The following is a 14085-nucleotide window of genomic DNA, read 5'->3' on the forward strand; positions in this document are numbered from 1 at the left end:
ACCTACACCCTGAACAACGCGTCGCCGGCAGTGCAGGCGCTCGACGCCGGCCAGAGCGTGACGGACTCCATCACCTACACCGCCAGCAACGGCAGCACGCAGACCATCACGGTGACGGTCAACGGCAGTAACGACGGTCCGGTGGCTGTTGCGGATACAGGCACGGCAGTGGAAGCCGGGACGGCTGCAGGCAGCAACGCCACGGGCAACGTCCTGACCAACGACACCGATGTGGACGCAGGTGATACCAAGGCTGTCTCGGCAATCACGGGCGGAACGCTAGGTGTTGCGCGGGCGGGAACCTACGGCAGCGTGACTTTGAACGCTGACGGCACCTACACCTACGTGGTGAACAACGCCAACGCCGCGGTCAATGCATTGCGCACCAGCGGCAATACCCTGACCGACACCTTCACCTACACGATGGTGGACGCGACTGGAGCGACCAGCACAGCCAACCTGGTGATCACCATCCAGGGCGCCAATGACGCGCCGGTGGCCTCGAGCGCAATAGCCGGCACGGTGACGGACACGGCGGCGAGCGACACCTTCAGCAACCTGACGGGCAGCTTCAGCGCCACGGATGTGGACACCGGCGACAGCAAGACATGGAGCGTCGGAGGCGGAACCGTGCAGGTTGGCACCTATGGAACCCTGACGCTCAACGCGTCAACAGGTGGCTACACCTACGTGGTGAATGCGGCGGCGGTCAATGCCCTGCCCGCGGGCAGTACGCCGACGGATGTTTTCACGGCGACGGTGATGGATACGGCCGGAGCGACAGCGACGCAAACCCTGACTGTCACGGTTACAGGTGTCAACGACCGACCCATTGGTACGGTGAGTGGCGGTACGACGACCTTTACCGAAGGCAACAATGTTGTTTCCACGCCTGTCGTGATCGATAGCGGCATCACGGTCAGTGATGTGGACAACGTCAACCTGACGGGTGCAACTGTTGCTATCGGGAGCGGATTTGTATCTGGCCAGGATGTGCTGGGCTTTACGACCATGGGCGGGATCACAGGCAGCTATAACGCAACCACGGGCGTCATGACCCTGAGTGGAACAGCAACCGTGGCGCAGTATCAGGCCGCGCTGCGCAGTGTCACTTACACCAATACCAGTGAAACGCCTTCGACGGCTACGCGTACCATCAACTATGTAGTCAACGACGGACAGGCGCTGAATAACCTGAGCACGGTATCCAGCAAGACGATCAATGTTGTCGCTGTCAACGATACCCCGGTAAACAGTGTGCCAAGTGCACAGACAATGGTTGAAGATTCGACCAAGGTTTTCAGCTCAGCCAACAGTAATGCCATCACCATATCGGACGTAGACAGCACCACCTTTACCACGACAGTAAGCGTGACGAACGGATCCTTGACGGCACTGGCTTTCGCGGGCGCCACCATCAGCAACAACGGTACAGGGAGCGTGACGATCACCGGCACCGCCGCGGCCATCAACGGCGCCCTTAACGGACTCACTTACACGAGTACTGCCGACTACCACGGGAGCGCCACCCTTACCGTGCTGACCAGTGATGGAGTCACGACTGATACCGACACCATCACTCTCACGGTGACACCTGTGGTTGATATCACCGCGGATGCGGTGACAACGCTCGAAGACACCGCGGTGACGATCAACGTACTGGGCAACGATACGTTCGAGAATGCAGGAAAGGCCATCACGGCCATTAATGGAAGTGCGATCACGGACGGCGGTCCTTCCGTTGCGGTGACCAATGGCAGCGTGGCCCTGGTCGGTGGCCAGCTGGTGTTCACGCCGGCAGCCAACTTCAACGGAGCGGTGCCGACGTTCACATATACCGTGACATCCGGTGGAGCCACCGAGACTGCAAATGTGAATGTGACGGTCACGCCAGTCAATGACGCACCTACCTTGACCGCTTCGGCGGCCAACCCGACCTTCACCGAAGGCGCCGGTCTGGCTCAGGCTGTGCCTGTTTCAGTGTTCAGCGGTGCGACGGTGAGTGCCGTAGAGGCTGGCCAAACCATCACCGGATTGACCTTCACGGTGAGCGGTTTGCTCAACGGTGTCAATGAATCGATTGTTGTCGACGGCAGGACGATTACTCTGGACGCAAGCAGTTCGGGAACTACCGTGACCAACGGCCTGGGTTATATCGTGACTGTCAGCGGAGGCAATGCTACGGTGCAATTGTTAGGTGGTACGTTGTCAACAGCGGCGGCGCAAGCCCTGGTCAACGGCATTACCTATCAAAATACCATCGTGAATGACCCGACCGCGGGCGATAGAACATTCACATTGACGCAAATCAAGGACAGTGGCGGCACGACCAGCGGAGGTGTGGATACCACAGCGCTTTCGATTGCCTCGACCGTTTCAGTCGTACCGAGAAACGATGCGCCCACGTTGACGGCAACAACAACGACCCAGACTGTTACCGAGACAGGTACAGCCGGTAACCAGGCACCGGCATCGACTGCGGTGTTTACGGGTGCGACAGTAGGAACTGTCGAAAGTGGACAAACCATCACCAGCCTGACGTTTACCGTTTCCGGGCTGCAAGACGGGGCCAAGGAAACCATTTCCGTTGACGGCGTTACTATTAATTTAGGAGCTAACGTCGCAGGCTGGACGGGGACAAACGGCCTGATTTATACATCAACAGTGAGCGGTGGTACGGCTACCGTGACCTTGAGCGGCGGGAATTTGAGCACAGCGCAAATGCAGACGCTGGTCAATGCCATCACCTACGCAAACACAACGGTGGACAACCCAACAGCGGGCGTGAGAACGTTTACGCTGACGCAGATTCAGGACAGTGGCGGTACCTTGAATGGCGGCGCGGATACATCCTCATTGTCAGTTGTATCAACGGTTACGGTTGCGGCCAACAACGATGCGCCGACTCTGGATCTGGATGCCAGCTCCGCAGGGACCGGCTATACAACCACTTTTCTGAGGGCGGGCAGCGATGCGCCGATCAAAGTGGTTGATACAGATGTTCTGATAACGGATGCAGATAACGTGAACATAACAAGGGCGACGATCGACATCGGAACGGGTTATGCGAACGGGAGTGATGTGCTCGCCTTTGCCAACATCAATCCTGCAAAATTCACCAGCACCTGGACGGCGTCTACCGGAACACTTGTCATCAACACTATCGTTGGACAAACCACCACGCTGGCGGAGTACCAGGAAGCACTGAGGGCCGTTACATTCACGTCAAGCAGCGGAGGAACCACAACGCGCAATGTGGACATCACGGTATTCGACGGTGCTTTGACCAGCAATTCCGCGCGCACCACGGTTTCCTTCGTCAATAGTACTGTCCCGGTTGCCTTGGTGGCCGGCGCAAGTGGCGACGAGGATGCTGCTTATATTCCGATCGTACTTACAGGTGTTGATGACAACACCGTGGTTCGATTCCAGCTGTCCAGTCTGCCTGCAAATGGCACGCTGTATACCAGCACCACATTCACGCCCGCAAACGAAGCTGCCATCACTACGAATTACACCGCCACGGGCAATAGTGTGACCTTGTACTTTGTACCGAATGCCAATTACAACGGCACTGCTAGTTTCACCTTCAGAGTCGATGACGCTGCCACGGGAACCATGAGCAGCAACCTTGCCACGGCAACCATCACGGTCAATCCTGTTAACGACGCACCAGTGCTGACCGACACCGTGCTGACGATGAACGCCATTCAGAATGCTGGCGTTCCGGTGGGAGCCGTCGGGACCGAGATCTCAACCCTGATCGGTGGAGCAGCGATCACGGACGTGGATGCCGGTGCCGTCGAGGGCATTGCGATCATAGGCACGGATTCCACCAACGGCACCTGGTTCTTCACCACGGACAACGGCGCCACATGGCGAGAAATCGGAGCGGTGAGCAATACCAGTGCGCTGCTTCTCAATTCCAATGCCAACACACACGTGTACTTCCAGCCAAATCCAGGCTACACGGGTACAGTGACGAATGGCTTGACCGTTCGTGCGTGGGACACCACCAGCGGCACGGCGGCGACCAAGGTGGATGTGAGCACCAATGGCGGAACGACAGCTTTCTCATCGGCAATCGACACGGTAACTGTCACGCTTACTGACATCAATGACGCCCCGACCCTGACAGCGACGGCGATCAGCCCGACATTCACCGAAGGGACGGGGGCCGTCCAGTCAGCAGCGGTTGCTGTTTTCAGTGGTGCAGCCGTGAGCACCGTTGAGGCGGGACAGAGCATTACCGGGATGACGTTCACGGTCAGTGGCCTGGTCGATGGCGCCAGCGAGTCGATTGTGGTCGATGGCCGGACCATCACGCTGGGTGCCGACAGCTCCGGCACAACCGTTACCAATGGCCTGGGTTACACGGTAACGGTGACAGGCGGCATTGCCACGGTGGTGCTGACCGGCGGCACACTTTCAACCGCCGCTGCGCAGGCGCTGGTCAATGGCATCACTTACCAGAACACCAATGTCAATGACCCTGGTGCCGGTGACCGGACTTTCACGCTTACCCAAATCAAGGACAACGGCGGGACGGCCAGCGGTGGCGTGGACACCTCGACACTCTCGATTTCGTCAACGGTCACCGTGGTATCGGTCAACGACGTTGCACCGACGCTTGATCTTGATGGAGGCACGGGCGGGACCGGTTACGTCACTTCCTACACCGAAAATGGAGCGGGAGTGCCGATCACGGCGGCCAGCCAGGTGCTTGCTGATGACAACACCAGTCTTTCGGGTGCCGTTATCACGCTGACCAACTGGCAAGCCGGTGACAGCTTCTCGATCGGTTCGATTGCGGCCGGAATCACCTACACGTTCTCCGGACCCAACAACAACATTCTGACCTTGTCCGGATCGGCGCCTGTCGCCAGTTATGCCGCGGCCTTGCGGGCAATCACTTACGTCAATTCATCCGAGAGCCCGAACACCACGCCTCGCAGCATCACGGTGTCGGTGAGTGACGGAACTTTCAGCAGCGCTGTGGCGACCACGACGGTGAATGTGGTGTCCGTCAATGATGCACCGGTCCTTGACCTGGACGCCAGTGCCTCTGGCACCGGCTTTTCAACCTATTTCATCCGGAGCACCGGTCCTGCGCCTACACCGGTCAAAATCACCGATACCGATGACCTGATTACCGATGTGGACAACGCCAATCTGACAGGCGCGACCATCACGTTGACCAACTGGTTCACCGGTGATGTGCTGTCAACGGCCGGCATTCCAGGCGGCTTGGGAATCACCGCCGTAATCAGCGGCGCGAACAACAATATTGTGACCTTGTCGGGGGCGTCGAGTCTGGCGAACTACCAGACCGCACTTAATGCCATCACCTTTACCAATGCCAGCACGACAGCCAACCTGACTGCGCGCAATTTCACGGTCAGTGTGACGGATGGCACGTCGACAAGCAATGTTGCCAACACGACCATCAACATGGCGACCTCGGGCAATCCGATCGCAGCCGCCGCGAGCGTGACAGGCGATGAGGATGCGGCCAGCGGAATCGCAGTAGCACTGACCGCTGTGGATCCCAATGGCACCGTTGCCAGCTTCACGCTGAGCAGCGCGCCGTCGAACGGGGTTCTTTACACCGATCCGGCGATGACGATCGCGGTATCGACTGGCGTAGCCTATGCTGCCAGCTCGGGTGGCTTGACGCTTTACTTCAAGCCGACGGCCAATTGGTCCGGTAGTACCAATTTCAATTTCTTTGCCACTGATAACTCGAGCGCCAACAGCACCAGCACGGTGGCCACCATCAATGTCACGGCAGTTGCCGATGCGCCCAACCTCAGCGTGGTCAACTCGTTCACGGAGGTGTTCAACTCCACCTGGGAGTCCGTCGGGCCGCTGGTGGGTTCTGCGAACGATACCAACAATGCCACGCATGCCCTGGGGACAGCACCCATCGAAGGCTGGTCGTTGCTCACGACACTGACCGGGGATACAGCCGGTGCTTCTGCCGGAACTCAGGTGAACCAGTTCTATTTCAATGCCGATGGCGATGCGATCACGACATCGGGTGGAACACCCTACATTGCAGGTGGAATGCTGGGCAGTGCTACCGGTGGCGACTCGCAAAAGGTGTTCCTGCATCTGGACAACGCAGCGAATGGCGTATCGGCCCTCAACCCGAACTACCAGACACTGGGCATCACGCGAACCATCAATGTCACCAGCACAAACGACGTCTTCCAGCTGAGCATGAACTATGCACCGGATGCGGCGCCTGTGGCTGGCACCGGTTTCCAGTTGGTGCTGGATGCCGGAACCGCCGGCGAAGTGGTCTACACCTATGCAGCCGGCGCAGTCAACTCCGCTTTGGTATGGGAAGCTGTGCGCGCTGGATTCAACTTCTCGACTACCGGCAACCACACGATCACCATTCGCACGACTTCGGCTGAGAGCGGGGAGGGCGTGGGAGCCTACTTTGACGACATCCGCCTGGTGCAGGCCCAGGGTGCGATGCAGGACAATGCGACCAACCTCAACTCGGTGACGGGTACAACAACGCAAATATCGCTGGCCGGAAAGATCACGACGAGCCTGGTGGATGCGGATGGCTCGGAAACCCTTTCCCTGCGCATTTCCAACATGCCGGGTGGCTCGCGTATCGTCTCGGGTGGTATTACCTACAACCCTGTCAATGGTACGGTCACCGTTCCGACGGCAGCACTTGCCGCCGCTTACCTGGTGTTCCCGGAAGACTATTCCGGCCGGGTTGATCTGGGCGTGACCGCGACGGGTACAGAAGGCTCCAACAGTGCGACTGCGAGCTCGTCCCAAACGCTGACCTTCCATATTTTCACCGGCGGCCTCTCGGCGAGCCCCCCGCCGTCGCTTGCCGTGGTCAGCGACACGACGATTGTCGAAGGCGACTACGCGGTGTTCGACATCCGGCTGGGCGCGCAAACCGGCAACGACGTCACTGTGACTTTGAACACGGGAAATGGGACTGCCACCACCGCAGACTATGGTCCGGGCCTGGAATATTCCGTCAATGGCGGGGCCACCTGGACAGCCTATTCGGGTAGCCTGGTGATCTCTGCCGGCAAGACCAGCGTACTGGTGCGGACGCCCACTACCGTGGATGGAAGCATTGAGAGTTCGGAAACTTTCACCCTGACAGCGAATCTGTCCACTGGCCCGATTTCCAATTCCGTTGCAGTGGGAACGGCGACCATTCTTGACCTGGACAGCGCACCCATACTGACTGTCCGACCCGTTGGGCAGTGGACATTTGATGAAGGTTTTGGTGTGCCGGCAGTCAACGAACTCAGGGATATCAAGGGAACCCTGTCAGACGCCAATACCACTAATGGCAACGCTCTGCCCACTTGGGTCACTGGCCATGCTGGAACTGCGGGAACCGCATTGCAGTTCGACGGCAAGGGCGCGTCCCTGGCGGTTGATCCTGTGGAGTTGACGCCCATCACGAATTCGGCCACGGTGTCGTTCTGGATCAAGACCACGCAAAATTCGACAACCGATGCTGCCCAATTTGGCGGAACCGATATCGGCTGGAACCGACCCAGCGTGATTGGTTCCGAGCAAAACGGTGCCGTCAATGATGCGCAGTGGGGGTGGATCGACAACAATGGGCGCATCGGCTTGAATGTGGGCAATACCACGGGCGCCAAGAGCACAACCGTGATTTCCGATGACACCTGGCATTTTGTCGCGATGACCCGGAATTCGGTCACCGGCCAGACCCAGATATGGGTCGATGGGGTGCTGGAGGGTACCGTGACGGCCGGCGGTCTCTCTGGCACGATCACCAATGTGTTCGGCATTGGCTTTACCAATGGAGTGAATGCCGATTTCTCGCGCCGCATCGACAATGACAAATACCTCAATGCAACAGTTGACGATCTGCGGATTTATGACACTGTGCTGACCACCGAGCAGGTCCGATCCGTCTGGATGGTTGAGACGAACCACCACGATGTGGCGATTGCCAATGACGGTGGCACTTTCAAACTTGACGTGACTGCCAGGGCGTTTGACACGCTCGCCGTCAATGGCTTGCTTACCGGCTGGACTATCAATGACGGGGCGGGGGGGCACAGCGCCACGGTGACGACGGGTACAACACAGTCGATTGATATTTCCACCTGGGATCTGTCGAACCCGCTGACCGTCAGTGGAGTGGGCACAACCCAATCTGCACTGATCGACATCAGCGCAACGAAAGGCGTGCACTCGGTAGATCAGATGATCAGCCTGGTGTCTGCCACCAATGCCTATGAGGGGACCGCCGCGAACAATACGCCGACGCTGACAACGTCTTCGGACTTCGTGTACGGAGGTGATGGCATCGACACCCTCAATGGCGGCACGGGTGACGACCGCCTGGTGGGAGGTACCGGTACCGACACCATCAACGGTGGTGACGGACGCGACCTGATCATCGGTGGTCAGGGCGCTGACGCCCTGACCGGCGGTTTGGGTGCCGACATCTTCCGCTGGGAACTGAACGATGGTGGAACGGCGGGCGTGCCGGTTACCGACACGATCACAGACTTCAACACCAGTACCCGCGCGGCCGGCGGGGATGTTCTCGATCTCAGGGACCTCCTGGTTGGCGAGACCGCAGGTACGCTGTTGGGACAGGACAATCTGGCGAACTACCTGCATTTCGAGAAATCGGGCGCAGACACCATTGTTCATATCAGCACGACGGGTGGTTTCGCTTCCGACCCCCATACGGTGGGCGCCCCCTCGGGGATCGTCACAGGCGCCGAGGATCAGAGGATTGTTCTGTCCGGCATCGACATGATCGGGGCCTACACGACCGACCAGCAGGTCATTCAGGACCTGCTCACGAAGGGAAAACTCAATACAGACTGACGCCGCTACCGCGGAGAAGGCACCGTCCCGTTCTTCCGGACGGCCGCCTCATTCTGAGAATACCGTCAGGTCTGCTCCCTGACGGCAGTTCCTGAAGCTCCATCGAATCCTGTACGTTCCAGGGTTGCCAGTTCGGCACGGTCAATGACGCCTTCCCCATACACCTGCATGCCCATCTTGTGGGCAACGGCTGCCAAGCTTTTGAGGAAGATCTGGTTGGCAGTGCTGTATTGCAGGCCCCGAATGAAACTGGAGTCGATCTTGAGGAAGTCGAGCCCGAGGTCGTGCAGCACATCTGCCTGATTGAAGTGCCGGCCGAAATTGCCAAGTCCGACACGGCCGCCAGCCTGCCTGACTTCGGCAATAAATTCGCGAAGGCTTTCAATGTGTTTGGCGGCGCTGGCTTCGGGCACTTCCAGCCAGAGGCGGCCGGCCAGGCTCCGGTTTTCGCCGAGCAGGCCCAGCAACCGGACGCGAAAGCTTTTTTCACCGATGGAAAGTGCCGACAGGCTGATGGCCAGGCCGGGGAGGCTGGTGTCGTGACGCAGTTTTTCAAGTGCCAATTCGAGGGCTGACAGGTCCATCTTCGACATCAACTGATATTTTTCAGCAACTTGCTGAAAGTGCCTGGCAGGGCGCCATGCATCCATGCCATCGAGCAGCAGTTCCATGAAGCATTCGCGATGGATGAGGCCTCCCCTCATGTCAAGAACCGGAAGAGAAAGCAAGCGAACCCGGCCCTGCTCCAGTGCAAGCCTGAGCAGTTCTGCGGTTTTCTCGTTGCCGAGGGCCGTGAATTCGCTACCGGCCTCCCGGATGGTGTTGGCGCCGGTCGCCTCGGCCGCGATCAGGGCGCCCGAGGCTTCGGCCATCAGGCCGGCCATGTCCTGCCCGTGCTTCAATGTGCTTATACCGATATAGGCCGTCGGTCCCTTGCCGGTCAAGGGGACGCATGCCTCCACCAGTGACGACAGCACCCTGTTGGCTACATCGCGTGCCTGAGCCTGGCCCGGCAGCAGCAATGCAAAGTCGGAGTCGCCGATGCGTGCTGCCACGCCGGTGACCTGTGTGGCATGCTGGTTGAGCACTGCCGCGAAGGTTTTCAGCAATTCATCGACGGCGGGCGTTCCCAGGCGCTGGTTGAGCCTGGAAAAATCCGCAACCCGAAGCAGAAGCAGGGTGTCGCCTGCGGCTTCTTCCCTGTCAAGGGAGTCCAGCAATTGGACCAGGAAAAAAGTGCGATTTGCCAGCCCGGTCACCGGGTCATAGTTGGCCGTGATGCGCAGGACTTCCAGGCGTTGGGCTTCCTCGGCAAACATTCCCTTGAGACGTGTGACCATGCTGTTCATGGCAATTGCAAGCTGCCTGAGTTCTGGAACAGCGGGGACGTCGATCAGGGCAAAACGCCGCTCGCTGATGTCGTTCGCCTGCCTGATGACACGTTGCAGGGGTTCATGCAGGCGCCGCAGGATCATGACCCCGAGGAGTCCTCCCACCACTCCGGAGAGGCCAAGTGCGAGTACCAGCTGTACAACACTTTTCCACAGCGCTTCATAGGCAAAGCGGCTGTTGCTGACCAGGGTCAGGGTGCCCAGCTGGGTCCAGCCGCTGCTGATCTGCGCCTGTCCTGGTGTTGCATTCAAGGGAAGTGCCCTGACAAACCACGCTGGAACCGGGCCTGCTGTGGCAGGCTCGGCACGTTCGACAATGATTTTCCCGAGAGGATCGATGACGCGTATCGACTCGTAATGACCGCTGTCGAACAGGGCAGATACCGTCAGCTCGACCATCACAGCATCTGCCTGTTGCTGGCTCAGTGCCAAGGCCAGTGCCGTTGCATTGTCGGTATTTTTTGAGCTGAGTTGTTCCGACAGGTAGCTCCGGGCATTCAACGTGGACGCCAGCAAGCCTCCCAGCAAGGCCAACAGGGTGCTGAGAATGATTGCAAGCCACATTTGGCGGTACATCGACATGGAAGATTCCCCTCGGAACGGTTCTTTATAGCGGTTTGTAAACGGACTCAATCAAAACCTTCGGCGCGCGCGCGTCTGAGCAGTTCCTGCCAGCGTGACAAGCTGGCGGGACCAGCGGCACCCTGGGCGCCGGTGGCGCCTTGCCAGAGTCCCTGGCTGTTGAAGCTGAACACCGGGTTCAGATCCGGTCGGCGCGATGCGGGCTGCAAGTCATTGATCAGGTTGTCCAGAAGCAAAGGCTCGGCTTCCGGAGAAGGGTAAAAAGCCAGCACCATGTGCGCCTGCGTGATGCTGCTATTGATCCCGCCCAGACGCGCCTGCACATAGATCAGGCGCAATTTTTCGTCGGGAACGTTGAGGAGCAATAGCGTGAAATATTTGGCAATGGCGAAGTCCTCGCAGTCACCGGCGCCTTTGCCCAGGGTTTCCATAGGTGTGGCCCAGTAGTCGCTTTGGCCCCAGACCAAGGGGTCGTCCCGGAACCTGACGCGGCGGTTGAAGAAGTCATTGACCTGTTTGAGCTTGGCCGGTGCGGTTTGGTCGGCGTTTTCCTGCAGGAGTTTTCGCCAGTCGCGGAAAGATTCCTGGGCCACCGGGCCAAAGCGCTGGGACAGGACGTTTTGCATCCGGTCAAAATCGACTGCGGCGACCTTCAACGCCCCGACAAGAAACAGCAGGACGATCAGGGCGGCTTTTGAAAGGTGCTTCAAGTGTTTCGTTTTCGCCGCATCGACGAAATTGACCCCGGATGTTATTGCGCTAGCGAAAATCCTGCGTTAACATGAAAATATCTATATAAAACAGTAACTACCTGTGATTTCTTAACCTTGTTTCGAAGATCTTGTTCGTGCAGGTGGTTGGAAACCATAGGTTCCCGTCCTTCCAAGGGCGGGGGAGTCACCTCCAGCAAAGAGTCAAAAAAATGCCAGAAAAGCCGCCGAAAAGCTTGTTCCTGCTGACGCCGGTGGTGGTTGTCGGGAGGTCATGTTGTTCCTGCAGTGTAACGGCGAAGCCGTCGGTGGCATGAGCTTGCGGGAGTCCGTGATTGCAGTTTTGGGCGTCGGTGAACGCTTGCCTGCGGCAGGCAGGCCGGAAAAGACCATCTCCTTCCTGATTCGTGCCGGCGCAGTGCTTGGGTCCCTGGTGTTGGGGTTGCAGGCCCCTGCCTTCGCCCAGGCCCCCAAGCCGCTGACGCTCAAGGAGGCAGCGCAGAACGCTGTTTTGAACAACCCTGAAGTCCTCGCGCGCTGGCATACCCTCAAGGCGGCGGACGGCGAACGCGGCGTTAGCGCAGGCGGGATGTTGCCCAAGGTGGACGTGGCGGCCGGCAGCGGTTCCGAGCGGCGAAACACCGCCGCTACCATTGGCACCCGCTTTGACAGAAATTCCGCATCCCTGACCATTACGCAGCTTCTGTATGACGGGTTTGCCACGCGCAACGACATCAAGCGGCTTGACCATGCACGGCTTGTGCGTTTGTTCGAATTTTTCGACACCTCGGAGAGTGTGGCACTCGAAGCGGTCCGTGCCTATTACGATGTTTTGCGCTATCGGGACCTGGTGCGCCTGGCCGAAGAAAACTTTGTCCAGCATCGCTCGGTTTTCAACCAGACGGAGCGCCGGGTCAAGGCCAGGGTGGCGCGTGCGGTGGACCTGGAGCAGATTTCCGCGCGTCTGGCACTGGCCGAGGCCAACCTGCTGACAGAAACCTCCAATCTGCATGACACGACGGCGCGTTTCCAGCGCATCGTGGGCCTGATGCCCACGGCGGAAATGCCGGTGCCGGCGGCGCTGATCCAGGATATCCCGGCTGACGCGACCGGTGCCATCCGGGAAGCACAGCAGCGCAATGGTGCCTTGCGCGCCGCGATTGAGAACGTACGCTCTTCCAACGCTGCGCTGGCTTCCCGCAGTGGTGCTTACCAGCCGCGTTTCGATTTGCGCCTGCGCCGCGAACAGGGTAACAACCTGAACAGTATTCCGGGCAATTCCGACACCACCGTAGCCGAGGTGGTCATGAGCTGGAACCTGTTCAATGGCTTCAGCGACCGGGCGCGAGAGCGCCAGTTTGCCGAACAGCTCAATGTGGCCAAGGACCTGCGCGACAAGACCTGCCGCGACATCCGGCAAACGCTGCTGATTGCCTACAACGACGCGCGCAAGCTCAAGGAGCAACTGGGCTACCTCGACCAGAACAAGGTGTCCGTCGAAAAGGCCCGCAATGCCTATCGCCAGCAATTTGACATCGGCCAGCGCACCTTGCTGGATTTGCTGGACACGGAAAACGAGCTGTTCCAGGCCAGGCGAGCGGTAGCAAACGCCGAGCAGGATCTGAACATCGCTTACGCCAGGACGCACGCTGGCCTGGGCACTTTGCTCGCCGCGCTGGACCTGTCCAAAATCGAGACAGATGCGGTATCCGGGCTGGACCAGTGGAACGAAGGCGAAGACGCGTCGCAGCACTGCCCGGCAGAGCCCGTGGCGGTATACATCGTGGACAAGGACGCGCTGATCCTGCGGGCGGAAGAATTGGTGAAGCAGAATGCCTTGATCAACGCGCGGGAACGTGCCGTGCAGGAGGTGCTGGTGCCGGGAGCGACGCCTGTACCGCCGGAAGGAAGCACCACGCCGACGCCAGCGCCGGCTGCGCCGCCCGGAAGCTCGAGCAGCAGCCAGTCCCAGCAGACACTTGAGAGGCAGACAGCCCTGGCCAATGCCCGCGAACGCGAGGCGCGGCAGGCGCAGGCAACGGCTTCACCTGCGGCCCAGGCGGTACCTGCACCACGCGCGGCATCCGCAATGCCCGCACCGCCGCCAAGTGCGTCGTCCGAGTCGGCCAATAACGATGAGATCAACAGGGCTCTGGAGGGCTGGCGTGCTGCGTGGTCCAGGCGGGATGTGGACGCCTATCTTGGGTTTTATGCCCCCGGCTTCGTGCCTTCCACCGACGGTGACCGGAACGCCTGGAAGGAAAAACGCAAGGCGGTGCTGGGGCGCGCTGTCGATATAGCGGTGGAAGTGGCCGATGTCTCCGTGGCGATGCCTGATGCCACTCATGCAACAACTACTTTCAAGCAGACCTACCGCTCGGCAAGTTACCGGGATGTCGTGACCAAAACACTGCAGTGGGTGCGGGTGGGCGACCGCTGGCTGATCCTGCGCGAAAGCTCTGTCACCCCGGCAGCGGGTATTCAGTAAGCTTCGGTATCGTTTGCCACTGGCGCGCGGCGGAGGCGCAGATTTA

At 59.3% G+C, this 14085-nt stretch carries 4 protein-coding genes; 2 read left to right on the plus strand and 2 right to left on the minus strand.

What is annotated here, in order from left to right; all coding sequences use genetic code 11:
* The first annotated feature begins 9 nt into the window (after positions 1-9).
* On the plus strand, positions 10-8868 hold the full coding sequence (locus tag WA904_RS12265) for a tandem-95 repeat protein (RefSeq protein ID WP_425197496.1): 8859 nt from the start codon (positions 10-12) through the stop codon (positions 8866-8868).
* Between the two features lie 65 nt (positions 8869-8933).
* Here the strand turns inward: WA904_RS12265 and WA904_RS12270 are convergent, their stop codons facing one another.
* Together WA904_RS12270 and WA904_RS12275 are read right to left on the minus strand one after the other, a co-directional pair.
* Positions 8934-10841, minus strand: coding sequence for a bifunctional diguanylate cyclase/phosphodiesterase (locus WA904_RS12270; protein WP_425197401.1), 1908 nt, complete (start codon positions 10839-10841; stop codon positions 8934-8936).
* Positions 10842-10888: 47 nt separating this feature from the next.
* Complete coding sequence (locus WA904_RS12275) at positions 10889-11551, minus strand: transglutaminase-like cysteine peptidase (RefSeq protein ID WP_425197402.1); 663 nt, start codon at positions 11549-11551, stop codon at positions 10889-10891.
* A gap of 331 nt (positions 11552-11882) precedes the next feature.
* On the opposite strand from WA904_RS12275, the gene WA904_RS12280 reads away from it, so the two are divergent.
* Positions 11883-14039: a TolC family outer membrane protein gene (locus WA904_RS12280; protein ID WP_425197403.1), complete on the plus strand. Its 2157-nt coding sequence runs from the start codon at positions 11883-11885 to the stop codon at positions 14037-14039.
* The last annotated feature ends 46 nt before the right edge of the window (positions 14040-14085 follow it).

Origin of the sequence: Polaromonas sp., assembly GCF_049790275.1 — a bacterium.
Taxonomy (GTDB): domain Bacteria; phylum Pseudomonadota; class Gammaproteobacteria; order Burkholderiales; family Burkholderiaceae_C; genus Polaromonas.